The organism is Rhizobium hidalgonense (genome assembly GCF_002914525.1).
In the GTDB taxonomy this organism is placed as follows: Bacteria; Pseudomonadota; Alphaproteobacteria; order Rhizobiales; family Rhizobiaceae; genus Rhizobium; species Rhizobium hidalgonense.
This window is the reverse complement of record NZ_LODW01000049.1, coordinates 49652-72660: the sequence shown is the minus strand read 5'-3', so window position 1 is coordinate 72660 and position 23009 is coordinate 49652. Positions and strand designations below refer to the sequence as shown.

Genomic DNA, 23009 nt, shown 5'->3' with positions numbered 1-23009 from the left:
CGCATCCTCGGCCTGCGGTGGGAAGCAATTTCCCGATTTTTCCGCGCTGCTTGCGATTTTTTGCCACTCGGGATTTTCTTTCGCTACGATGGAGGACGTCATCCCTGCGTTCCCGAGTCGAACGCGTCTTCCCGTACCTGTAAGTCAGTATCAAGAGCCAGGATCATGCACGCGGTTCTCAAAAACCCGATGAGAGGCATTGCGCTGAAAGTCTCGTCGGTCGTGGTCTTCCTGGCCATGCAGACCTTCATCAAGCTGGCGGGCTCGGACATCCCGCCGGGTCAGGTCACTTTCTGCCGATCCTTCTTCGCGCTCTTCCCGATCATCGCCTATCTCGCCTATATCGGGCAGTTGCGCGCCGCTTTCTACACCGCCAATCCGGTCGGTCACCTCAAGCGCGGCACGATCGGCATTCTCTCGATGGCTTTCGGTTTCTACGGCCTCCTGCATCTGCCGCTGCCGGAGGCGATCGCTCTCGGCTATGCGCTGCCGCTCGTCGCCGTTATCTTCGCCGCCGTCTTTCTCGGTGAGACCGTGCGCATCTATCGCTGGAGCGCCGTCCTGGTCGGCATGGTCGGCGTCGCCATCGTCTCCTGGCCGAAGCTCACCCTGTTTCGCGACGGCGGCATGGAGGCAGAACAGGCCGTCGGCGCGCTCTGCGTGTTGTTCTCTGCCGTTCTCGGCGGCATGGCGATGATCCAGGTGCGCCGGCTCGTCGAGGAGGAGAAGACGGCGACGATCGTGCTCTATTTCTCGCTCACCGCTTCGGTCTTCTCGCTGGCCTCCCTGCCGTTCGGCTGGCTCGTCCTGCCATGGTTATCGGCACTCTATCTGATCGCGGCCGGTTTTTGCGGCGGCGTCGCGCAGATCCTGTTGACTGAAAGCTACCGCCATGCCGATGTCTCCACCATCGCGCCGTTCGAGTACACCTCGATCCTGCTCGGCGGCATCGTCGCCTATTTCGTCTTCGGCGATGTGCCGAGCGTGACCATGCTGATCGGCACGCTCATCGTCGTCTCCGCCGGCATCTTCATCATCTACCGCGAACGTCAACTGGGCATCGAGCAGAGAGAGGCGCGCAAAGCCACGATGCCGCCAGCCTGATACCGGCAAACTGATGATAGGAAAGGATTTAATAGAAGAATTGCCGCGGCTCGAAAATTGCTCGCAATGGGTGAAAAGAGGGGTGAATTCTTGGGATATCGCTGCTTCCCGGAATATGTTTGTTGAAGATGAGAGACTATCATTTTTCGAAGCTGTGCATGTCTGAATGGCCCTGATGCCGGAAGGGAGCGCTCGGTGTCGTTGCTTCCATCGTCGGCCGGCGAGGGGAGGTGGAGAGAAGCGCAATGGCATTCACGGCGGAGCAATTGGTGGGGAACTGCTCCTTTCTGCTGAGCATCCGCTTTTTGGCTGGGCAGATGCGCGGCATGTTCGATGCCGGCCCGCGCCTGGCGCGATTGCTGGCCTCGCATCAGCGCTGGCTTCTGACCCAGACTGCCTATGCCCTCAATCTGGAATATGACGCGCGCGACCCGACCTCGGGTTTTACCGCCGTTCGGCTGACCGGACGTATCACCGCGCATAAAGTGGCGAGCCGCAACACCGTGCTCGCCTTCATCGAAGAACTTTTTACCTACCGCTTCATTGTGCACACACCCGGCGACGAGCGGCGGCGGCCGCGGCATTTCGAGCCGGCCGATGTCAGCCATCAGGCGATGTTTGCCTGGATTCTCGGCAATCTCGGCGCACTCGATCTGCTTGATGGTGGTCAAAGGGCAGCGTTTTTCCAGGCGAACCCATTGTTGATGCGGCTGGTTCAGCCGCGGATTGCCCGCAATTGCCTGGAAGATGCCGCCTGGCGCGAGCCGCCGGAACAGGTGGCGTTGTTCCTCTGGACGGAAGCCGGCGGCCTCGTGGTCGACAACTTCATTGCCCGCATGGATATAGAAAACACCGATGCGGAGAGGTATTCCGTCGGCCGCGTCGACACCCGTGCGCTGGCGGCAGACTTCATGATGTCGCGCACCCATCTGCAGCGGCTTTTGGCAAAGGCGGCGCAGCGCGGCTCCGTCGGCTGGGATGACGAACCGCGCAAGACGCATTTTTGGATTTCGCGGGATTTCGTCGAGCAATATTGCGCCTGGCAGGCGGTCAAGTTCGCCTATGTCGACGAAGCCTTCGAATGGGCGAAAGCCCAGTTCGAGGAAATGACCGTATGATCAGAGAGCAATTGCCGCAACGCCGGCATCCGCCGGAGCGAGTCTTTCGCGCTCATACTCCCGCGCGGCGCAGATTGCGGAGCGGATATGCTCGAACGTGTCGACATTGCGCAGAAGCGATATCAGAATTGTAGTCATTTCATGGGTACTCTTGACGCGGAACAGCAGGCGAAGCGCCTGCCGCTCAATATTGCTGGAAGTCCGAGAAAATGGCGTCGGGGCGCGCCGTGCGGCCGTTGATGCCGGTGCCGCGGGCGGTCATCTGTTCGTTGGCGGCAAAGCCGAAACGGCTGTAGCCGTGGGTGGAACGAACCTGGTCGCCGGCGAGGCGAAGGGTTTCAAACCCGCTGTGGATAGGACGAAAATGCTTGTTCATGGCCTTGGTTCCTGTGGTTCCTCCCAAGACACCACCTTATATTGCGGTGCAGCATTGATTCCGCAATGCGTCACGACGGGATGCAGTCATGCGCAAAACGCATGGGTCGATTCATAAATTATTCAACTTTGGCTAATTTCTAAGCAAAGAGAGGGACTTAAGCTTCGCTTGAAAGGCGAGCAGGTCGTTCCAGGCCAGCCGCTTGTTGACGGGCGCGGTCAACAGATCCTGCGGATGCAGGCTGGCTATGGCAGGAATGACACAGTCAGCAGCGGCAATCTCCCGCCAACGGCCGCGCAGGCCGTGAATCGTGTCGTTTTCGCCGAAGAAGAAACGGGCGGCAAAATTGCCGAGCAGCAGGATCGCCTTCGGTTCGGCCAGCGCAATCTGCCGTTCGATGAAGGGCCGGCAGATGTCCATTTCCGCGGCCGAAGGCGGACGATTGCCGGGTGGCCGCCAGGGGATGACCTGCGTCAGCAGCACGCTCGAGCGCGTCAGCCCGATCGCCGCCAGCATCTTGTCGAACAGCTGCCCGGATTTCCCCGAGAAGGGCACACCTTCGCGATCGTCTTCGGCGCCCGGCGCCGAGCCGATCACCATGATACCGCTTTCGGCATCGCCGCTGGCAAAGATGGTCGAGCGGGCGCTGTGCTTGAGGTTGCAGCCGTTGAAGGCTTCGATCGCGGTTTTGAGTTCCGCCAGGGATCGCGCAGTTTCGGCGACGAAGCGCGCCTGCTGCACCGCCTCGCCATCCGGGATTGCTGGTTGCGGACCGGAAGCCGCGATCGCTGCCGGGACAGGGCGCGCCGCCGTAGTCGGGCGCGGCGGTGTCCGGCTTTCGCTGGACGCGGGACGTTCCCCGGCGGCGCCAGGTTGAGGCTGCGCTTGTGGCGCCGGGCGCCGGGCCTTCATCGCCTCGAATTCGGCGAAGCGGTCGACCGCCTCTTCCTCCAGCAGCCATTCCACGCCGGCATCCGCATGGAAATGCAGAAGCGCTGCAAGCTCGGCAGGGGAAAGGTCGTTGGCGGAAATCATGCGGCAAGTTTAACGGAGAGAAATGCGCATTGAAAGGGCAGGCCGCACATTGGCCGCCCTTGCAAGCTCTATTGCACAGTCCATTGCGCGATGTCGTCGCGTTCGCCGATCAGCGCCAGGCCGTGGGCGATCGACAGCAGTTCGCCGCCGCTCTCGATCTTGTTGCTGTCGAAGCGTTCGGTGAAAATGCGCCGCACCGCCGGCACGAAGGAGGTGCCGCCGGTCAAAAATACCTTGTCGATGCCGGATGCATCGGTGTTGGTCTTTTCCAGTACATCGTCCAGCGCCCCTTCGATACGGGCGAGGTCATCGACGATCCAGCCTTCGAAATCGCTGCGCTTGATCATGCGATGGCCGCCACGGCCGAGCGGGGCGAAATCGAACGGAGCCTCTTCGGCGGAGGAGAGCGCCATCTTCGTAGCAGAGACCGCCTGATAAAGCGGATAGCCTTCGTCATGGTCGATCAGGTCGACGAAGATTTCCAGCTTCTCCGGTTCCAGCGCCGTGCGCACCAGCTTCTTGAGATCCTCGAATTCCCGCGAGGTCTTGAAGATCGACAGCTGGTTCCAGCGGCTGAAGCTCGCATAGTAGTTTGACGGCACCTCAAGGATCTTGTCGAAGCTCTTGAAATGGCTGCCCTTGCCGATCTGCGGCGCGACGATGTTGTCGATCATGCGCGCGTCGAAATGGTCGCCGGCCACACCGACACCCGAATGGCCGATCGGCGTTGCCGTCAGTTTACCGGCCTGGGTCTCGAAGCGGATCAGCGAATAGTCCGTCGTACCGCCGCCGAAGTCGGCGACAAGCACGGTCGCATCGGACTTCAAATTCTGCGCGAAGTAGAAGGCGGCGGCAACCGGCTCGTAGACATAATGAATTTCCGGAAAGCCGAACCGCGTCAGCGCCTCGTTATAGCGCTGCACCGCAAGCGCCGGGTCCGGACTGGCGCCGGCGAAATGCACCGGCCGGCCGGCGATGATGCGGTTGCTGCCATCGGGCCAGCTTTCGCCGGCGTAATGGCGAAGGCGCCGGATGAAGATTTCCATCAGGTCTTCGAAGCTCTGCCGCTTGCCGAAGATGATCGTGCCCTGGAAGAGCGCGCTTGCCGCAAAGGTCTTGATCGATTGCAGGAAACGGCAGTCGCCGGGATTGTCGATGAACTGGCGGATCGCCGCATGGCCCGCCTCTACCTTCAGCGCCGAAGCGCCGAGTTGCGCATCCTTCATGAAGGAAAGCGCCGTTCGCATGCTGTCGGCCGTACCTGCCGTGCTCGTGAATGCCATCGAACGCGTCGCCCCGCCATCCGCCGTGGCGAGAACCGTATTCGTCGTGCCGAAGTCCAAACCCAGCGCCTGAGCCATGCCCGCACCTCTTTCATGCCGATTGTTATTGGAGACGGAGCATGGCTCCGCGAAGGGCGTGCGAACGCCCGGATCAAGGAGGGCGGGTGATGCCACAGCGGCGTGACACATTCAAGAGGAGCGAAAGTTGATGTGATCGAGGCGCACTTCTTCTCCCGCTGGGATGAAGAAGTGCGCCGCAAGAAGGGCATTCAGCACTGCCGAACTCAGAGGGCCATCATCATTCGGCGGCCATTGCCCTTGCCTCCTGCACCTGCACCGGCTTCTCGACCTTCTTTCCACCGATCAGGCGGCCGAGGAAGTTTCCGAAGCGGTCCATCTCGACGAAGATGACGGGGGTGATGAAAAGCGTCAGCATCTGCGAGACGATGAGGCCGCCGACGACGGCGATGCCGAGCGGCTGGCGCAGTTCCGAGCTTGCGCCGGTGCCGAGCGCGATCGGCAGGGCGCCGAGCAGGGCGCAGAAGGTCGTCATCATGATCGGCCGGAAGCGTCGCACGCAGGCCTCGTGGATCGCGGCTGTCGCCTTTTCGCCGGTCGTGCGCATGGTCTCCACCGCCACGTCGATCATCATGATCGCGTTCTTCTTGACGATGCCGATCAGCATCAGCAGGCCGATCAGCGCGATGATCGACAGATCGAAGCCCATGATCTTCAATGCCAGCAGCGCGCCGAAGGCCGCGGCCGGCAGGCCGGAGAGAATGGTCAGCGGATGGATGAAGCTTTCATAGAGCACACCGAGCACGACATAGATGGTCAAAACGGCCGCCAGGATCAGATAGGGCGTATTGCCCTGCGACTGCTGGAAAATCTCCGCCGTACCGCCATATGAAGTGAAGACGTCGGCCGGCACGCTGATATCCTTCTTGATCTGTTCGACCGCCGCCGTCGCGTCGCTGAGCGAGACGCCGTCCGGCAGGTTGAAGGACACCGTGGTCGAGACCAGCTGACCGGTCTGATTGATGGTCACCGGGCCGGTGGTGCGCTGCACATGGGCGAAGTTCGACAGCGGCACCAAGCTGCCATTGGAGGAGGCGATACGGATTTCCGACAGCTTCTGGTCGTCCCAGGGCTTGCTGGTGTCGTATTCGACGATGACGTCATAGCTATCGCCGGTCGACTGGATTTCCGCGGCCGCATAGCCGCTGAAGGATTCCTGCAGCGTCGTGCGCAGCGTATCGTTGTCGATGCCGTAGGCCGCTGCCCGCTCGGTATCGATGACGATATTGGCCTGCAGGGCGTTGTTCTGGGCATCCGAGGTGACATCCGTGAACAGGCCTCGGTCACCACGCATCGCCGCCTGGATCTTGCCGGCCCAGAGGTTGGTCTGGTCGGCGCTGAGTGCCTGAACCACCAGCTGATACTGGCTGGCGGTCTGGCGGCCGCCGAAGCGCAGGCTCTGGTTCGGCGTCACGAAGGCCTGCAATCCGGGGATCCTGTTGATCGCCGTGCGCAATTCGCGCAGCGTCTGGTCAAGCGGCGGGCGCTCCTTCTTGTCCTTGAGTTCGACGAACATCGAGCCATTGTTCTGCGGTTTGTTCGGGTTGCCGCCGATCGTCGACATCACGTGGTTGACCGCCGGGTTCGCCTTGACGGCGGCTGCCGCCTGCTGTTGCAGCGCCTCCATGGCGGTATAGGAAATGTCCTGTCTCGCCTGGGTGCTGATCGTCAGCCGGCCGATGTCTTCCTGCGGGAAGAAACTCGTCGGCAGCGTCATGAAGAAATAGACCGTCAGCGCCACGGAAGCGAGGAAAACCCCGAGGATGGTGACGCGGTGGCGCAGGCACCAGCCGACCGCCCGGTCGTAGCCGTTGAGTGTCCGCTCGAAGCCGGCATCGAAGAGGCGGATGAGGAGCGGCGGACGGCTGTGGTTGTTGGAGAGGCGCGAGCCGAGCATCGGCGTTACGGTCAGCGAGACGATCGCCGACGAGATGATGGCAATGGCGACCACCATGCCGAATTCGTTGAACACGCGGCCGACGACGCCGCCCATCAACAGGATCGGGATGAAGACCGCGATCAGCGAGACCGACATGGAGATGATGGTGTAACTGACTTCGCCGGCCCCCTTGATCGCCGCCTCCCGCACCGGCATGCCTTCCTCGACATGGCGCAGGATATTTTCCAGCATCACGATCGCGTCGTCGACCACCAGCCCCACCGCGAGCGTCAGTCCCAAGAGCGAGATGTTGTCGATGCTGTAGCCGAGCACATACATCATGCCGAAGGTCGAGATCAGCGACAGCGGAACGGCAAGGCCCGGAATGATCGTTGCTGTGGCGTGGCCGGTGAAGAGGTAGATGACGAGAACGACGAGGCCGATCGTCAGGAACAGCGTGAACTTCACGTCGGCAATGGCGGCGCGAATCGGTTTCGCCGCGTCGTTCATGACGACCGTGTTGACCGAAGGCGGGATTTCGGCGTGAAGCTGCGGCAGCTTGGCGTTGATCGCATCGACGACATCGACCGTATTGGCGTCGGGCTGGCGCTGAATGGCGAGGATGATGCCGCGCTGGCCGTCATACCAGCTGCCGGTATATTGGTTCTCGACACTGTCCTGCACATCGGCGATGTCGCCGAGATGGATCGGCGCCCCGTTCGGATTGGCAATGACCAGCGAGCGGAATTGTTCGGCATTGGTGCGCTGCGTGTTCGCCGTGATGGTCATGCTCTGCGAACTGTTCTGCAGCGTTCCCACCGGCTGCTGGCTGTTGGCGGCAGAAAGCGCCTTGTTGACGGTATCGATGCCGATGCCGCGGGTGAGCAGCTTGTTGGGATCGACCTCGACGCGCACGGCATAGGTCTGCGCACCGTAAACGCTGACCTGGGCAACGCCGGGAAGAGTCGACAGCGACGGCGAGATGATGTCCTCGGCGATCTCATCAAGCTTGCTGCGCGGCATGGTGTTGCTCTGCACGGAGAGCAGCATGACCGGCGCATCGGCCGGGTTGGTCTTGCGGTAGCTCGGCGGCGTCGTCAGATTGTCGGGCAGCTGGCGGGTGGCATGCGAGATCGCCGCCTGCACGTCCGCTGCAGCGGCGTCGATATCACGGTTGAGGTCGAACTGCAGCACGATGCTGCTGCTGCCGAGCGAACTGGAGGCGCTGATTTCGCTGATCCCGGGAATGGTCTCGAACTGCTTGATCAGCGGTGTGGCAACCGAGGTCGCCATTGTCTGCGGCGAGGCGCCGCTCAACTGCGCCGAAACGTTGATTGTGGGAAAATCGACCTGGGGGAGTGCCGCAACCGGCACGAGCCGGTAACCGGCAAGGCCGGCCAGAATGACGCCGATGGCAAGCAGCGTCGTCGCGACGGGGCGCTGGATACAGAAATTCGGGATCATTGCTGAGCTCCCACGGCGATCGTCTCGGATTGCTGGGGTTGCCGAGGCTCATCGGCGGAGGCGACATCAAGCGCCTTTTCGTCGAACTGCTCTTTGATCGCTTGCTGGTCGCTGAGCTGGCCCTGGCCCTCGACGACCACATGGTCACCTTCTGAAAGACCCGACTCGATGGCGGTGAAGCCGCCATTGGCGCGGGCAACGGTGACTGGCGTCAGATGCGATTTGCCGTCCTTGGCGACGAAGGCGAAGAACCCTTCCGGGCCGGGGCTGACGGCGACCGTCGGCACCACCACCTGCTGTTCGTTACTGTTGAAATGCACCATGATGTTGACCGACTGGCCGGGCCAGAGGGCGCCGGAGGCATTCTCGAATTTCGCCTTGGCGAGGATCGTGCCCGAAGCGGTATCGACGGTGTTGTCGTAGAAGCTGATCTCGCCCTTGCGGACTTGCCCCTTGGTGGATGCGGGAACCGTGCTGACCTCGACCGGGCCGGCGGCGAGCGCGGTCTTCAATTGCCTGAGATAGCGTTCCTGCAGATGGAATTTCACATAGATCGGATCGTATTTGGCGATGGTGACGATCGCCGAGCCGGCATTGAGGAAAGCGCCCTTGCTGATGGCGATATCGCCGAGTCTTCCGTCGAAGGGTGCGCGGATATCGGTATTTTCGAGGATTATCTGATCCGAGGCGAGTGTCGCCTTATCGGCATCGACGGTGGCGGCGGCGGTATCGCGGGCGGCTCTCGCCTGATCGAGGCTCTGCTGGGTGCCGGCCTTCTGGTCGAAGAGGTCCTGCGCGCGCACCAGTGCGGTTTCGGATTCCGAAAGCGTCGCCGTGTCCCGCACGATCATCGCATTGTCCTTGTCGACGGCGGCCTTGGCTGTCCGGTCGTCGAGCTTGGCAATCAGATCGCCGGCTTTGACGGTCGCCCCATCCTGGCCACTGATGCTGACGATCAGGCCCTGTTCCTGCGCGGCGATGGTGGTGTTGTCGTCGGCATCGGCCCAGCCGGAAGCCGTCACATCCGTCGGTAGCGTCGTTTTCACGGCTGCCACGGTCTTCACGACTGTCGGGCCACCGCCGCCGCGTCGGCGCCCGCCGCCCTGGTGTTGCCCACCGTTCTGCGCTTGATCGGCCTGCGCCTGATCGCCCTGTGCCGGCCGCCCGTCATCGCCGCTGACCGGCTGCTTGATGAACTGCGAGAGGTAGGGCATGCGGGAGGCATAAGGGACAAGATTCCCGAATTGCCAGACGCCGACGGCGGCAACTGCGATAACGCTGACAGTGATCCAAAATTTCTTCATGGGCGAGACCGGGGGTTGAACGGGGTTTGCGATTTTTATGCTCTGATTGAGCCGCCTATATTGCGGCGCAAAAAAGACATAATTCCCGGGTCGCAATCACTAAGTGGTTATAATGGCTTAAATTTTTGTAATGAATATTCCGTAATATTCAAACTATACTAATATAGGCCAGTGTAACCCCGGTGCCGTTTGACGGCGGAGGGCGGGCGGCTCGCGACAAGACGAGATCGGTCCGCGTGCCGTTCGTCGCCCGGCGAAAAAACACGGAAAAAGAGAAGGCAGGTCGTCATGACCGAATTGAACGCAAGCGAATTTCGCTCTCTCATCATAAGCGTGTTTCCTGAACTCACGGCCTCCGTCTTCAAGCTGGCAGCGAAGGGCTGGGATTCGCTTGCCGTAGACGTCGACGACACGCTGATCTTCAAGTTCCCCCGCCATCCAGGCGCAGAAAGAGCGCTTGTGAAGGAAGCCGCCTTGCTCGACATCGTTCGGCCGTCGTTGTCGATGGCGGTTCCCGACATGCACATTCACGACGGGCCGCCGATCTTCTCCAGCCATGCCAAGCTCGACGGCGAGCATCTCATCACCGAAGATTACGATGCGCTGGGGCAGGGCGTTCGCCGGCACCTCGCCGATGACCTCGCACGGTTTTACGCCGAGTTGCACGATGTTGATGCCGATCGTCTGCGTCAAGCCGGGGTCGGAGCCATCCAGCCATGGCAATCGCCCGAGGCGGTGCGAACGAAGGCCTTGCCGCTGTTGCCGCCCGACATCAGGGGTTTTGCCGAGCCCGTCATCGCCGATTTCGAAGCCTTGCCGCCTGATCCCCACGGCACGGTCTTCGGCTTCTTCGACGGCCATGGCTGGAACATGGCCTTCGACCATGCGCAAGGGAGGCTCAACGGTATTTACGATTTCGCCGATTCAGGTTTTGGCCCGCTGCACCAGGAATTCATCTACTCGAATTTCATCTCGCCGGATCTGACCGCACGCATCGTATCGGCCTATGAGATGCTGACCGGACGCCGGCTCGACCGGCGGCGCATTGCGATCCTGACGGGCTTCCATCGTCTTTCCGAGCTCGCCGAACTCGCAGACGATCCGGCCCATGTCGGCTTGATGGTCCAAAATGTTGCGACATGGGCTGCCGCCGCCCATGTCGGCTAATGCATGTCGCCCGGAAGTGTGGAGCGGTTCCGGGATAACGACACGCATAAAACCAAGAGCTCAAGCGCGTCGCATGAAGCAAGTTTGCTGCGACGCGCTTTAAAGCAGCCGTCAGACGGATCGCGCCGCGCCGCCGTCGCAGCGGATCAGCGAGCCGGTGATGTAGCTTGCCGGCTGGCTGCACAGGAAGGCAGCCGTTGCGGCAAATTCCTCCACCCGGCCGTAGCGGCCGACCGGAATACGCGCTTCCTTGTCGGTGCGGATCTGTTCGAGGCTCTTGCCGGTCCGCTTTGCCGCCGCGCCGTCGAGGTCGTCGAGACGGCCCGTCAGGATGCTGCCCGGCAACAGCAGGTTGGTGGTGATGCCGAAGCCCGCCACTTCGGAGGCAAGTGTCTTGCTCCAGCCGGCAAGGGCCGGGCGCAGCGTATTCGACAGCGCCAGATTGGCGATCGGTTCGATCACGCCTGAGGAGGCGACCGTCAGGATGCGGCCCCAGCCCTGTGCCTTCATGCCGGGCAGCAGCGCATTGGTCAGCGTGATCACGCGGGCGACCATGGAGAGGAAATAGCTCTCGAGCTTTTCACCCGTCATGTCCTCGGTCGTGCCCGGCGTCGGTCCGCCGCTATTGTTGACGAGGATATCGAGCCCGCCGAACTTCTCCTTCACCGCGCTCGTTACCGTCTCGACGAAGCGTTCGTCGCCGAGGTCGGCCCAGATCCAGTCGGCCCGGCCTTTGCCTTCGCTATTGATGGCCTTGCAATTGGCCTCCAGCTGCTCGCCGCTGCGTCCGCAGAGCAGCACGTTAGCGCCTTCACGCGCCAGTGCTACGGCGATGCCGAGGCCGAGCCCACGCGAGGAGGCGAGGATGAGCGCCCGTTTGCCGTCGATGCCGAGATCCATGATTGTCCTCCAATATCTGTGAGGGATGTATAAGGCGCAAGCGGCGGAAAAGGAAAGGGAGAGTGACCGGTTCGATGGTGCTCCCAAATTGACGTTAACGTAAACGTTATAAAATTTGAGCCCACAGGGCACATCATTGTGCGAATTGAAGATTGCTTGTCGTATCCCGGCTCGACAATGCTTTCTCGTTTTGACAAGAAAGTGCCCATTGGATGACGGCCGCGCGCCGCCGAGCGGAGACGAGTGAATGACCGAGACGATTGAGTTGCCCGATCGCGAGAGCATGGAATTCGACGTTGTGATCGTGGGCGCAGGTCCGGCCGGTCTGGCGGCGGCGATCCGGCTGAAGCAGGTCAATCCCGAGCTTTCGGTCGTCGTGCTGGAAAAGGGTTCGGAAGTCGGCGCGCATATCCTCTCCGGTGCCGTCGTCGATCCGATTGGGATCGACCGGCTGCTGCCCGGCTGGCGCGAGGAAGCCGACCACCCCTTCAAGACCGAGGTCAAGGACGACCACTTCCTGCTGCTCGGTCCGGCCGGCTCGATCCGCCTGCCGAATATGTTGATGCCGCCCTTGATGAACAATCACGGCAACTACATCGTTTCGCTCGGAAACGTCTGTCGATGGCTGGCTGGCAAGGCCGAGGAACTCGGCGTCGAGATCTATCCGGGTTTTGCCGCAACCGAAGTGCTCTACAATGACGACGGTGCGGTCATCGGTGTCGCCACCGGCGATATGGGCATCGAGAAGAATGGCGAGCCCGGCCCGAACTATACCCGCGGCATGGAACTCCTCGGCAAATATACCCTGATCGGCGAGGGCGTGCGCGGTTCGCTCGCCAAGCAGCTGATCGCCAAGTTTGATCTGCAGAAAGACCGTGAGCCGCAGAAATTCGGCATCGGCATCAAGGAACTCTGGCAGGTCAAACCGGAAAACCACAGGCCGGGCCTGGTGCAGCATTCCTTCGGCTGGCCGCTCGGCATGAAGACCGGCGGCGGTTCCTTCCTCTATCACCTCGAAGACAATCTGGTCGCCGTCGGCTTCGTCGTCCACCTGAACTACAAGAACCCCTATCTCTATCCCTTCGAGGAATTCCAGCGCTTCAAGACCCATCCGGCGATCCGCGGAACCTTCGAGGGCGGCAAGCGGCTCTCCTATGGGGCGCGCGCCATCACCGAGGGCGGTTACCAGTCGGTGCCGAAGCTTTCCTTCCCCGGCGGCGCGCTGATCGGCTGTTCGGCCGGTCTGGTCAACGTTCCTCGCATCAAGGGCAGCCACAATGCGGTGCTGTCGGGCATGCTGGCGGCCGAGAAGCTCGCCGCGGCGATGACAGCCGGCCGCAGCCATGACGAGGTCGCCGAAATCGAAAACGAATGGCGCGCCACCGACATCGGCAAGGATCTGAAGCGGGTTCGCAACGTCAAGCCGCTGTGGTCGAAGTTCGGCACGGCGATCGGCGTGGCGCTCGGCGGTCTCGACATGTGGACCAATACGCTGTTCGGCTTCTCGTTCTTCGGCACGCTGAAGCATGGCAAGACCGACGCGCAGTCGCTCGAGCCGGCCTCCCAGCACAAGCCGATCGCCTATCCGAAGCCGGATGGCGTCCTGACCTTCGACCGTCTGTCCTCGGTGTTCCTGTCGAACACCAATCATGAGGAGGACCAGCCAGTGCATCTGCAGGTCAAGGACATGGGCCTGCAGAAGCGTTCCGAGCATGACATCTATGCCGGCCCGTCGACGCGTTACTGTCCGGCCGGGGTCTATGAATGGGTGGAGAAGGACGGCAAGGACACCTTCGTCATCAACGCCCAGAACTGCGTGCACTGCAAGACCTGCGACATCAAGGACCCCAACCAGAACATCAACTGGGTACCGCCGCAGGGCGGTGAGGGACCGGTCTATCCGAATATGTGAGGCGGATTATCCCCACCGCCGACAATTTTTTGCGTGCTGACACCCTGGTGATCACTTGTTGCGGGCCGCCGTTAGCCGTTCGTTAACCATAATTTCCTTAGCTTGCGACATCATGTTGACGCACTAAGGACACATTCATGACGATCTCCCGCCGGGGCTTCCTGATCGCTCTGCCGCTTTTTGTCGCCGGCTGCTCTTCGACCGGCCTGAACAGCCAGACGAATTATGCCGCACTTCCGGATGAAAAATTCCCGTTGAAGCAGGTGCCGATCGACAAGATCAAGCCGGAGCTCCGCCGTCAGGAAGTAGCCTACGAAACCACGCATGCAGCCGGCACGATTATCGTCGATACGCCGGCCCGGCGCGCCTACTATGTCCTCGGCGACGGCAGGGCGGTGCGCTATGGGGTCGGTGTCGGCCGCGAGGGGCTGGCCTTTGCCGGCAACGCCTATATCGGCCGCAAGGCCGAATGGCCGAGCTGGACGCCGACGGAAAACATGCAGCGCCGCGAGGAACGCTATCGCAAGCTCGCCGGCGGCATGTCGGGCGGCCCGAATAACCCTCTCGGCGCCCGCGCCATGTATCTTTATCGGGGCGGCGGCGACACGCATTTCCGCATTCACGGCACCAACCAGCCGCAATCGATCGGTCTTGCCATGTCGAGCGGCTGTATCCGCATGATGAACCACGACGTGATCGACCTCTATAGCCGTGTCGAAGTCGGCGCCAGGGTTGTCGTCATCCAGGCCTGATCCTGGGCAGCAGACGTGCAAAAGCCGCCGAAGCAATCGCTGTCGGCGGCTTTTGCTTTTAGTGTTTCAACGGCGCCGCGCCGCAATTCCCGTCGACAGCGCCACGCCGATGCCGGTGATCACAGCGGCGCTGATTTCGGCAATTCCGACCGGTTCGCCGAGCAGGAAACCGCCGCCGACGGTCGCGAGAACAGGCGTCAGCGCCGTGAAGGCGGCGGCCTGTGTGCCGCCGAGGGTGCGAACGGCCGTGCCATAGGCCACCATGGCGACGAGGCCGGAAAGAATGCCCTGGCTCAGCACCTGCAGGCCGATTTCCGAAAGCGGGGCCTGCGGCAGCGAGATGCCGAAGATGAGGGCGAGCACCGCCATGATCAGGAAGGACCAGACGGCAATCAACGCGCTGGCCTGAACGGCCGTCAGACCGGAGCGGCGGAAGGCATGCGTATAGCTTGCCCAGAGCACGGCACCCGCCGGCAGCAATGCAAAGCTCGTCCAAGGCAGGGAGGCATCGGCAAGGCTGCGGGCGAGCAGGATCAGGACGCCGCCGACGATCGCCGCCAGCCCGGCGATGCGCGTAGCATCCGGCCGCTCCCGAAACAGCAGAATGCCGATCAGTGCGGTGGCAAGCGGCATGGAGCCGCCGAGCAGGATGCCCGACGAGGCTGCCGGTGTGGAGTGGATGGCAAGCGTCGTCACCAGGAAGAAGACCGCGCCGCAGCCGGCAACCATGATTGCCAAAAGATGCAGCGGCAGACCCTTCGGCAGCAGGCCGATGCGAAGCCAGACCGGCGACAGCGCCACGGCCGGAATGCCGAAGCGGATGAGACCGATATCGATCGAGCCGAGCGACGTCGTCGCGCTGTGGCGGGTTGCCAGAAACCAGGAAGCCCAGATCAGCACGGTAATGGTGCCGGCGGCATAACCGAGGGTTTGCGAAGGCGATTTGTCGTTTGAAAATGCGATCGTGCTCATCGTCCTAATCCTTTCCTCCATCCGGATCCTGTCCGGTTGAAGAGAAGATTAGCTTGAGGTGCCGGGGCATGTCCTTGCTATCTCTAGCTCAAAAATCATGCTATGCGCAATCTTCTGCCAATCCATGCCAACAAGGATCGAGAAAATGCCAAATCTCGATAAATTCGATATTGCCATCCTGAAATACCTGCAGGAGGATGCGCGGGCCACCAATGTCGAGATCGCCGAGAAGGTGAACCTGTCGCCGTCGCCCTGCCTGCGCCGCATCCGCAATCTCGAACGCTCCGGCATCATCCGCGGCTACACGGCTGACATCGACCGTAAGGAAGTCGGGCTCGGCCTGACCGTCTTCGTCGAATTCAAGGTTGCCCATCACAGCCGCGAGAATTCCGAGGCGCAGCACAAGGCGTTGCTCGCCATCCCCGAGATCGTCTCCTGCTTCCTGATTTCGGGCACCGCCGATTTCCTCGCCGAAGTGGTGGTGGAAGATCTCGCCGCCTACGATCGGCTGCTGACCGAAACGCTGTTGACCCTGCCGAATGTCAGCGACATCCGCTCCAACTTCGCCATCCGGAGCATTAAGACGCATGGACCGCTGAAACTGCCCGAGGGAAGATAATTTCCCAAACTTTTTTCTCACTAGTAAAAACCCCTCCCCACAAGGGAGGGGTTGGGGAGGGGTCTTAGGCTCTACAGCAGCGTCCCGCTGAGGATGAGCAGCGCCACCGAGAAGTAGATGACGAGCCCGGTGACGTCGACCAGCGTGGCGACGAAGGGGGCCGAGGCGCTGGCCGGATCGAGCCGGAGCTTCTGCAGCAGGAAGGGCAGCATCGAGCCGCAGATCGAGCCGAAGGTGACGATGCCGATCAGGGCGGCAAACACCGTGATGGCGACCATCTGCCAGTGCGGGCCGTAATCGTAGAGCCCGGCCGACTGCCAGAAGACGATGCGGATGAAGCCGACGAGGCCGAGAATCGCGCCGAGCACGATGCCGGTCGGAAGCTCGCGCAACAGCACCCTCCACCAGTCCGAAAGCTTCAGCTCGCCGAGCGCCAGCGCCCGGATGATCAGCGAGGTCGCCTGCGAACCGGAATTGCCGCCCGAGCTCATGATCAGCGGGATGAACAGCGTCAGCACCACGGCCTTTTCCAGCTCGCCTTCGAAATGCTGCATGGCGCTTGCCGTCAGCATTTCGCCGAGGAAGAGGGCGGCGAGCCAGCCGGCGCGCTTGCGGATCATGCCGGCAAAGCCGATCTTCATATAGGGCTGGCCGAGCGCCTCCATGCCGCCGAACCTCTGGGCCGCTTCCGTCGTGTCCGAGATCATCGTGTCGATGACGTCGTCGACCGTGACGATGCCGAGCACCTGCCCATGATCGTCGGTGACCGGCAAAGCGAGCAGGTCGTGTTTGCGGATCAGCCGGGCGACATCCTCCTGCTTCATCAGCGGATCGGCCGAAACCGGCGCGCCCTTCTGTGCCACCGACAGAATGGAAGCGTCCGGCTCGCCGGTGATCAGGCGGCGCAGCGTCACCACATGCTGCAGCGCATGGCTGATCTCATCGAGCACATAGATTGCGTAGACGGTCTCGCGCGAACGTTCGACCTGGCGGACATGGTCGAGCGTCTGGGCGACGGTCCAGCTATCGGGTACGCTGACGAATTCCGTCGTCATGATGCCGCCGGCCGTGCGCGGCGGATAGCCCATCAGATGCTGGATCGCGATGCGCACCGGTTCGTCGAGGCTGGAAAACAGCCGGGCGCGGGTCTCGCCGTCGAGTTCGAGCAGCACGTCGGCGACGCGGTCGTTGGACATGCCGTGCAGCAGCCGTGCGGCATCGTCGGCACTGATCAGCGCCAGGATCTGCGCGGCGTTGCGAAGCTCCGGCCGGTCGAGAATATTGACGGCATAGTCGAGCGGCATGCCTGTCAGCACGCGGCCCGCATCCTGGACGGTGAGTGCGTTCAACGCATCGACGCGTTCGGCGATCGTTGCGCCGCGGCTATTGTTGATGAAGGCACGGGCGGCATGGCCTGCCCGAAGTGGGAAGCGATTGATATTCATTTGAGGCTCGCCTTTCCGTCGATCCGCCGTAGCGTCCCGAACGGGCGAGCCGACAGGAGTCGGTCAGCGCACGAGGGCCGCGTACGGCAAAGGCAATCGACTGCTACTGTCGCTTGGCATCGTTAAGATGGCTCCGTTGAAATCCGCGGAAGGCAGGTGCCTTCCGCGTGAGATGGTAGGTGGTCCCGAACGCGAAAAAAGTCAAGCTGGGTAAATGCTTAACGCCAGAATGTCGCACCCCCGCATGGCAGATGAAGGGGCTCAGGCGGCCTGCGCGCTTCGGCTGCGGCGCTCCAGACGCACCGAGGCTGCAAAGACGAAGAGACCGAGGAAGGAGAGGGCCGCGCCGACATAACCGGTTGCCGCAAAACCATAGCCCCAGGCGATGACGAGGCCGCCGAGCCAGGCGCCGATCGCATTGGCGATGTTGAAGGCGGAATGGTTGGAGGCGGCCGCCAGCGTCTGCGCATCGGCGGCGACATCCATCAACCGCGTCTGCAGCGCCGGACCGGCGGCAAAACCGCAGCCGACGAGGAAGACGGAGAGGCCGAGCATATAGGGATTGGCGGCGGTCAGCGAGAAGGTGGTGAGCACGACGATATTATAGACGAGCGAGCCGCCGATCGTGCCGAGCAGCGATTTGTCGGCAAGCCACGAACCGATGAAATTACCGGCATTCATGCCGACGCCGAAAAGCACCAGCATGATCGGAACAGCTGTTTCCGGCAGCATCGCCACCTCGGTTGTGGTCGAAGCGATATAGCTGAACATCGCAAACATGCCGCCGTAACCGACGGCGGCGATGCCGAGCGTCAGCCACACCTGCGGCCGGCGGAAGGCGCCGAGTTCGCGTGAGAAACTTGCCTCTTCGGAAACCCTGTCCTTCGGAACGTAGAACCAGATCAATGCCACCGTCAGCAGGCCGAGCACGCCGACGGAGAAAAATGCGATCTGCCAGTCGAGCGACTGGCCGAAGAATGTCGTCAAGGGCGTACCGAGAAGGGTTGCGACCGTCAGGCCGAGCATGACGCGGCCGACGGCTCGCGCCCGGCGATGCACCGGCACCATCGAGGCGGCGACAAGCGCAGCGACGCCGAAATAGGCCCCATGCGGCAGGCCGCTGATGAAGCGCAGCAGCGCGAAACTTTCGAAGGTCGGCGCCATGGCGCTGAAGATGTTGCCGGCGGCAAAGATCAGCATCAGTGTCAGCAGCAGCGTCCGGCGCGCCATTTTCGCGGCGAGCACGGCGATGACAGGCGCGCCGATGACCACGCCGAGCGCATAGGCGCTGATGACGTAGCCGGCCTGCGGCGTCGTCACCGAGAAGGTGGCGGCGACATTGGGCAGCAGACCCATGATCGCGAATTCGCCGGTGCCGATACCGAAGCCGCCACAGGCGAGCGCCAGCTGGACCAGCGCCACTGTCGTTGCCGAGGGCAGCCCTTCATCCTGGCTATCGATAGAATCGTTGACGGTGATCTCACTCATGAGAGCTCCTCGGGACGGTTTTCTGCTTGGCAATGGCCCCGGCGCAAGCGAGGCCGCGAGGCGATCGTGGGTATCTGGCGGGAAGTGGAGACGATCTCTCCGATATGTGATCTATCCGTGATGTACCGGCAGGCGTCGAGTGCATTTTTCGCAGTGCAGCGTCCTGCTATGTGCATATATCAGTTGCAGTATTTGCATTTCGGATACTCTTCCGGAAAGGCGGATGCGCTTGAAATCGCCAATGCCGCAACCATCTGAGATGCAAGGCAGGACCATTTCCGCGCCAGGGACGGGAGCCCTTATGAAGCTTGTAGGCTTTTTCAATCGCGACGGCGGCACCTTCAGGACCACCGATATGCTGGCCTACGAAAAGAGGGCGGAGGAAGCATTCCGCGAAGCGGGGCACGATTTCGACGCCATCGTCTTCTCCGGAAAGGAGATCATTCCCGCCATGGAGCGGGCGGCCAAGCGCGACGATATCGACGGGATCGTCGCCGGCGGCGGCGACGGCACGATTTCGGCCGCGGCATCGATCGCCTGGAAAAACGGCATTGCGCTCGGCGTCGTGCCCGCCGGTACGATGAACCTCTTTGCCCGCTCGCTGCGCGTGCCGCTCGATATCTGGCAGGCGCTCGATGTGCTTGCCTCCGGCGAGATCGACAATGTCGATATTGCCAGCGCCAACGGCCGCCCCTTCATCCACCAGTTTTCCGCCGGCCTGCATGCCCGCATGGTCCGTTACCGCAACGCCTACAGCTATCGTTCGCGGCTCGGCAAGATCCGGGCGAGCACAAAGGCGGCCTTGGGTGTCGTGTTCAATCCGCCGGAATTCGAGGTCGAGTTCGAGGCGGCCGGCATGCGCGAACGCCGCTGGGTGTCGGCAATCTCGGTTTCCAACAATCCGTTCGGCGAGAATGCGCTGCTTTACGCCGATAATCTGACAAGCGGCGAACTCGGTTTCTATGCGGCAAATCCGCTGAAGCCGCTCGGCGTCGCCCGTCTCGCCATCGATATGCTGCGCGGCAAGGTGCGCGAGAATGCCGATGTCATGGTGATGCACCCGGCCGAAGTGCGTCTGCATTTCCCGAAGCTGCGTTCCAAGGCCAATTGTGTCATCGACGGCGAGTTGCTGCCGCTCGAACGCGATGTTTCGATTAGGCTGCATCCGGGCGAATTGAAGGTGCTTGTCAAGCAGGGTCTCGCCGCCCAGGTGGATGCGGATGAGCGCCGAGAACCGGCTGCCTAGGTTAGCCGCTGACAGTTTCAGAGCCGCGGCAGATAGGTGCGATAGTCGAAATCCGAGACGGTGCGCAGATGCGCGAGCGCTTCCTTGCGCTTGGTGTCGCCATAAAGCGCCTGATAGCGCGCGCCGAAGATATCGGCGATGAAGGGCGAGGCGCGGAAAATCTCGACGGCGCTGAGGAAATCATGCGTCAGCTGTGTGGTATTCGCCGGCGTGTGCGAGGGCGTCGTCTCCTCGCCGGGGTCGAGTTCGTGGTCGAGACCGGTGAGCATGCCGCCGAGGATTGCCGCCAGCAGCAGATAGGGATTGGCGTCGGCGCCGGCGACACGATGCTCGATGCGGGCCGCCGGTCCATCCTTGTCGGGTATGCGGATCGCCGTGCCGCGATGGCTGCTGCCCCAGGTGAGGTCGACGGGCGCGAACGAGCCCGGCTGGAAACGGCGGTAGGAATTGGCGAAGGGGGCGAAGATCAGCTGCGCCTCGCGCATGCTATTGAGCAGCCCGGCAGCAACCGATTTGAGCCGCTTCGGCTCGCCGCCCTTGGCGTCGAGGATGTTGCGGCCTTGCCTGTCGATGACGCTCGCATGCACATGCAGGCCGGAGCCGGCGTGCTCGGAATAGGGCTTGGCCATGCAGGTCGATTTCAGCCCGTGGCGGCGCGCCGCCTGCTCGGCGATGCGCTTGAGGTAGAGGCAGTCGTCGGCGGCCGCCAGCGCATCGGGGCGGTGCAGCAGGTTGACCTCGAACTGGCCGGGACCGAACTCCGCCGTCGTCGCTTCCGCCGGCAGCCCCTGCGCCTTCGCATAGGCCCTCAACGTCCCGAGATAGTCGTCGAGCGCGTCGACGGCGCTCATGTCGTAAAGCTGGAAACCGTTCGGTTCGCCGCGATAGGTAAGGCTTTCGGGCGGGGAGGGGCGTCCGGTCTCGCGCCAGTCTCCCGACATCACGTAGAATTCCAGCTCGGTCGCCACCACAGGCGTCAGGCCGCGCGAGGCATAACGTTCCAGTGTCGAGGCGAGGATGGCGCGCGGGTCCATGAAGCTCGGGCTGCCGTCAAATTCGTGCATGCTGGCGAGCACCTGCATCGAGCCCTCCGGCGCCCAGGGCATCGGCGCAAGGCTGCGCCGGTCTGCAACGACCCTGCCATCGGGATCGCCGATCGTCAGCGACAGGCCGGTAATGTCGTCATTGTCGTCGCCCCAGATGTCGAGTGATTGCGTCGAGGTCGGCAGGCGGATTTCGCCGGCCCAGACCTTGTCTGCGGCGCCTGATGGAAGCTGCTTGCCGCGCAGATCGCCGTTCATGCCGACGATCAGGATCTCGAAACGCGGGTCGCCGCCCTCGGCCTTGCCGTCCGTCCTATCGCTCGCCATGACCTTGAAAATCCTCCGGGATAAGGCCAAGCTCCTATCTGATCGACAGCAACCTTTCAATCCGCGAGGGTCTTTACCTCATGCCCGATACTTATCCGCCCTCGAACCTCGCGGCGATCGACGCCGCCCATCACCTGCATCCCTTCGCGGACATGAAGAAGCTGAATGGCGAAGGCACGCGCATCATCCAGCGCGGCGAGGGCTGCCACATCTTCGACAACCATGGCCGGAAATATCTCGACGGCTTCGCCGGACTCTGGTGCGTCAATATCGGCTATGGCCGCCGGGAGATCACCGAGGTGGTCGCAAGACAGATGAACGAGCTGCCCTATTACAACACTTTCTTCGGCACGAGTTCGACGCCGGCGACGCTGCTGGCCCAGAAGGTCACTTCACATGCCGGCGAGCGTTTCAACCACATCTTCTTCACCGGCTCCGGTTCGGAGGCGAACGATACCTGGTTCCGCATGGCCCGCGTCTATTGGAGCGCCGTTGGCAAACCGTCGAAGAAGATCGTCATATCGAGAAAAAACGGCTATCACGGTTCGACCGTTGCCGGCGCCAGCCTCGGCGGCATGAAATACATGCATGAGCAGGGTGACCTGCCGATCCCTGGTATCGTCCATATCGGCCAGCCCTATTGGTACGGCGAGGGCGGCGATCTCTCGCCCGCCGAATTCGGCCTCAAGGTCGCTCGCGAGCTCGAAGCGAAGATCGATGAACTGGGCGAGGAAAATGTCGCAGCCTTCGTTGCCGAACCGGTGCAGGGCGCCGCTGGCGTCATCATCCCGCCCGAAACCTACTGGCCGGAAATCGACCGCATCTGCAAGGCGCGCAATATCCTGCTGGTGACCGACGAGGTGATCTGCGGTTTCGGCCGGCTTGGCGCCTGGTTCGGCCACCAGCATTTCGGCGTCGAGCCCGATCTGGCACCGATCGCCAAGGGGCTGTCCTCCGGCTACCTGCCGATCGGCGGCGTGCTCGTCAGCGACCGCATCGCCGATGTGCTGATCAACGAGGTCGGCGACTTCAATCACGGCTTCACCTATTCCGGCCATCCGGTTTGTGCCGCCGCCGCACTCGAAAACCTGCGCATCATCGAGGAGGAAAGACTGGTCGAACGGGTACGCGACGACATCGGTCCCTATTTCGGCAAGGCCTGGGCGGCGCTCGCCGAGCATGATCTGGTCGGCGAGGCCGTCAGCATCGGTCTGATGGGCGCCCTGCAGCTTGCTGCCGACAAGCGCACGCGCACCCGTTTTGACAAGCCCGATCGGATCGGGGCGCTGGTGCGCAACCACGCGCTGGCGAACGGCCTCGTGCTGCGCGCCACCGGCGACCGCATGCTAGCGTCGCCACCGCTCGTTATCACCCACGCGGAGGTGGACGAGATGGTCGCGATGACCAGACTGGCGCTGGATGCGGCCTGGAAGGAATTGAAGTCGTAACTCCGCTCAGCGATGCCGGGTCACCGTAGGAAGCCGTAACGGTAATCAT

19 protein-coding genes are annotated in these 23009 nt (G+C 62.2%); 8 read left to right on the top strand and 11 right to left on the bottom strand.

Translation table 11 applies throughout. The features are described from left to right. The first annotated feature begins 165 nt into the window (after positions 1 to 165). Both ATY29_RS12490 and ATY29_RS12485 read left to right on the top strand, forming a co-directional pair. Positions 166 to 1104, top strand: coding sequence for a DMT family transporter (locus ATY29_RS12490; protein ID WP_097536465.1), 939 nt, complete (start codon positions 166 to 168; stop codon positions 1102 to 1104). A gap of 245 nt (positions 1105 to 1349) precedes the next feature. Then, the gene (locus ATY29_RS12485) at positions 1350 to 2222 is read left to right on the top strand and encodes a hypothetical protein (RefSeq protein WP_025415730.1); all 873 of its coding nucleotides are present in this window, start codon (positions 1350 to 1352) and stop codon (positions 2220 to 2222) included. On the opposite strand, the gene ATY29_RS36855 is transcribed toward ATY29_RS12485, so the two are convergent. The 6 genes from ATY29_RS36855 to ATY29_RS12460 form a co-directional block, all read right to left on the bottom strand. Next, a complete protein-coding gene (locus ATY29_RS36855) occupies positions 2223 to 2360 on the bottom strand; it encodes a hypothetical protein (protein WP_003569329.1) in 138 nt (45 codons plus the stop codon). It lies immediately after the preceding gene. Positions 2361 to 2406: 46 nt separating this feature from the next. Further along, positions 2407 to 2598 (bottom strand): hypothetical protein, encoded by a 192-nt coding sequence (locus tag ATY29_RS12480; protein WP_003569328.1) that lies wholly within the window; start codon positions 2596 to 2598, stop codon positions 2407 to 2409. A gap of 132 nt (positions 2599 to 2730) precedes the next feature. Continuing rightward, complete coding sequence (locus ATY29_RS12475; RefSeq protein ID WP_097536463.1) at positions 2731 to 3633, bottom strand: uracil-DNA glycosylase; 903 nt, start codon at positions 3631 to 3633, stop codon at positions 2731 to 2733. Between the two features lie 68 nt (positions 3634 to 3701). Further along, positions 3702 to 4994, bottom strand: coding sequence for an Hsp70 family protein (locus tag ATY29_RS12470; protein ID WP_003569324.1), 1293 nt, complete (start codon positions 4992 to 4994; stop codon positions 3702 to 3704). 220 nt (positions 4995 to 5214) lie between these two features. After that, positions 5215 to 8337, bottom strand: coding sequence for an efflux RND transporter permease subunit (locus tag ATY29_RS12465; RefSeq protein ID WP_097536461.1), 3123 nt, complete (start codon positions 8335 to 8337; stop codon positions 5215 to 5217). Further along, positions 8334 to 9641 (bottom strand): efflux RND transporter periplasmic adaptor subunit, encoded by a 1308-nt coding sequence (locus ATY29_RS12460; RefSeq protein WP_097536459.1) that lies wholly within the window; start codon positions 9639 to 9641, stop codon positions 8334 to 8336. Before ATY29_RS12460 ends, ATY29_RS12465 begins: the two co-directional genes overlap by 4 nt. Positions 9642 to 9929: 288 nt before the next feature. Between ATY29_RS12460 and ATY29_RS12455 the strand changes: the two genes are divergently transcribed. Then, entirely contained in the window at positions 9930 to 10808 is an 879-nt protein-coding gene (locus ATY29_RS12455) for an aminoglycoside phosphotransferase family protein (RefSeq protein ID WP_003569319.1), read from the top strand. A 111-nt stretch (positions 10809 to 10919) separates the two neighbouring features. Here ATY29_RS12455 and ATY29_RS12450 read toward each other — a convergent pair whose 3' ends face one another. Continuing rightward, entirely contained in the window at positions 10920 to 11708 is a 789-nt protein-coding gene (locus tag ATY29_RS12450) for an SDR family oxidoreductase (RefSeq protein WP_003569317.1), read from the bottom strand. Between the two features lie 247 nt (positions 11709 to 11955). Here ATY29_RS12450 and ATY29_RS12445 point away from each other — a divergent pair, with 247 nt between their 5' ends. Together ATY29_RS12445 and ATY29_RS12440 are read left to right on the top strand one after the other, a co-directional pair. Further along, a complete protein-coding gene (locus tag ATY29_RS12445; protein ID WP_097536457.1) occupies positions 11956 to 13620 on the top strand; it encodes an electron transfer flavoprotein-ubiquinone oxidoreductase in 1665 nt (554 codons plus the stop codon). Positions 13621 to 13757: 137 nt separating this feature from the next. Further along, complete coding sequence (locus ATY29_RS12440) at positions 13758 to 14372, top strand: L,D-transpeptidase (RefSeq protein ID WP_003569314.1); 615 nt, start codon at positions 13758 to 13760, stop codon at positions 14370 to 14372. A 66-nt stretch (positions 14373 to 14438) separates the two neighbouring features. On the opposite strand, the gene ATY29_RS12435 is transcribed toward ATY29_RS12440, so the two are convergent. After that, on the bottom strand, positions 14439 to 15344 hold the full coding sequence (locus tag ATY29_RS12435) for a DMT family transporter (RefSeq protein ID WP_097536455.1): 906 nt from the start codon (positions 15342 to 15344) through the stop codon (positions 14439 to 14441). 97 nt (positions 15345 to 15441) lie between these two features. Here ATY29_RS12435 and ATY29_RS12430 point away from each other — a divergent pair, with 97 nt between their 5' ends. Continuing rightward, on the top strand, positions 15442 to 15963 hold the full coding sequence (locus tag ATY29_RS12430) for an Lrp/AsnC family transcriptional regulator (protein WP_193550355.1): 522 nt from the start codon (positions 15442 to 15444) through the stop codon (positions 15961 to 15963). 71 nt (positions 15964 to 16034) lie between these two features. Here ATY29_RS12430 and mgtE read toward each other — a convergent pair whose 3' ends face one another. Both mgtE and ATY29_RS12420 read right to left on the bottom strand, forming a co-directional pair. Beyond that, the gene (gene mgtE / locus ATY29_RS12425; protein WP_097536451.1) at positions 16035 to 17408 is read right to left on the bottom strand and encodes a magnesium transporter; all 1374 of its coding nucleotides are present in this window, start codon (positions 17406 to 17408) and stop codon (positions 16035 to 16037) included. A 261-nt stretch (positions 17409 to 17669) separates the two neighbouring features. Next, positions 17670 to 18896 (bottom strand): MFS transporter, encoded by a 1227-nt coding sequence (locus ATY29_RS12420; protein WP_097536449.1) that lies wholly within the window; start codon positions 18894 to 18896, stop codon positions 17670 to 17672. A gap of 301 nt (positions 18897 to 19197) precedes the next feature. On the opposite strand from ATY29_RS12420, the gene ATY29_RS12415 reads away from it, so the two are divergent. Next, positions 19198 to 20142 carry a diacylglycerol/lipid kinase family protein gene (locus ATY29_RS12415; RefSeq protein WP_003569303.1) on the top strand — a complete coding sequence of 315 codons (945 nt, stop codon included), beginning with the start codon at positions 19198 to 19200 and terminating at the stop codon, positions 20140 to 20142. Between the two features lie 17 nt (positions 20143 to 20159). Here the strand turns inward: ATY29_RS12415 and ATY29_RS12410 are convergent, their stop codons facing one another. Then, positions 20160 to 21512 (bottom strand): glutamine synthetase family protein, encoded by a 1353-nt coding sequence (locus ATY29_RS12410; RefSeq protein WP_097536447.1) that lies wholly within the window; start codon positions 21510 to 21512, stop codon positions 20160 to 20162. A gap of 80 nt (positions 21513 to 21592) precedes the next feature. Between ATY29_RS12410 and ATY29_RS12405 the strand changes: the two genes are divergently transcribed. After that, a complete protein-coding gene (locus tag ATY29_RS12405) occupies positions 21593 to 22960 on the top strand; it encodes an aspartate aminotransferase family protein (protein ID WP_025415746.1) in 1368 nt (455 codons plus the stop codon). Positions 22961 to 23009: the final 49 nt, after the last annotated feature.

What these genes read in the sequence shown, in the direction of transcription:
- ATY29_RS12485 (WP_025415730.1), top strand. Translation starts at nt 1,350, where the DNA reads ATGGCATTCACGGCGGAGCAATTGGTGGGGAACTGCTCCTTTCTGCTG.
- ATY29_RS12415 (WP_003569303.1), top strand. Translation starts at nt 19,198, where the DNA reads ATGAAGCTTGTAGGCTTTTTCAATCGCGACGGCGGCACCTTCAGGACC.
- ATY29_RS12440 (WP_003569314.1), top strand. Translation starts at nt 13,758, where the DNA reads ATGACGATCTCCCGCCGGGGCTTCCTGATCGCTCTGCCGCTTTTTGTC.
- ATY29_RS12460 (WP_097536459.1), bottom strand. Translation starts at nt 9,641, where the DNA reads ATGAAGAAATTTTGGATCACTGTCAGCGTTATCGCAGTTGCCGCCGTC.
- ATY29_RS12455 (WP_003569319.1), top strand. Translation starts at nt 9,930, where the DNA reads ATGACCGAATTGAACGCAAGCGAATTTCGCTCTCTCATCATAAGCGTG.
- ATY29_RS12445 (WP_097536457.1), top strand. Translation starts at nt 11,956, where the DNA reads ATGACCGAGACGATTGAGTTGCCCGATCGCGAGAGCATGGAATTCGAC.
- ATY29_RS12410 (WP_097536447.1), bottom strand. Translation starts at nt 21,512, where the DNA reads ATGGCGAGCGATAGGACGGACGGCAAGGCCGAGGGCGGCGACCCGCGT.
- ATY29_RS12465 (WP_097536461.1), bottom strand. Translation starts at nt 8,337, where the DNA reads ATGATCCCGAATTTCTGTATCCAGCGCCCCGTCGCGACGACGCTGCTT.
- ATY29_RS12480 (WP_003569328.1), bottom strand. Translation starts at nt 2,598, where the DNA reads ATGAACAAGCATTTTCGTCCTATCCACAGCGGGTTTGAAACCCTTCGC.
- ATY29_RS36855 (WP_003569329.1), bottom strand. Translation starts at nt 2,360, where the DNA reads ATGACTACAATTCTGATATCGCTTCTGCGCAATGTCGACACGTTCGAG.
- ATY29_RS12450 (WP_003569317.1), bottom strand. Translation starts at nt 11,708, where the DNA reads ATGGATCTCGGCATCGACGGCAAACGGGCGCTCATCCTCGCCTCCTCG.
- ATY29_RS12435 (WP_097536455.1), bottom strand. Translation starts at nt 15,344, where the DNA reads ATGAGCACGATCGCATTTTCAAACGACAAATCGCCTTCGCAAACCCTC.
- ATY29_RS12475 (WP_097536463.1), bottom strand. Translation starts at nt 3,633, where the DNA reads ATGATTTCCGCCAACGACCTTTCCCCTGCCGAGCTTGCAGCGCTTCTG.
- ATY29_RS12470 (WP_003569324.1), bottom strand. Translation starts at nt 4,994, where the DNA reads ATGGCTCAGGCGCTGGGTTTGGACTTCGGCACGACGAATACGGTTCTC.
- ATY29_RS12430 (WP_193550355.1), top strand. Translation starts at nt 15,442, where the DNA reads ATGCTATGCGCAATCTTCTGCCAATCCATGCCAACAAGGATCGAGAAA.
- mgtE (WP_097536451.1), bottom strand. Translation starts at nt 17,408, where the DNA reads ATGAATATCAATCGCTTCCCACTTCGGGCAGGCCATGCCGCCCGTGCC.
- ATY29_RS12420 (WP_097536449.1), bottom strand. Translation starts at nt 18,896, where the DNA reads ATGAGTGAGATCACCGTCAACGATTCTATCGATAGCCAGGATGAAGGG.
- ATY29_RS12490 (WP_097536465.1), top strand. Translation starts at nt 166, where the DNA reads ATGCACGCGGTTCTCAAAAACCCGATGAGAGGCATTGCGCTGAAAGTC.
- ATY29_RS12405 (WP_025415746.1), top strand. Translation starts at nt 21,593, where the DNA reads ATGCCCGATACTTATCCGCCCTCGAACCTCGCGGCGATCGACGCCGCC.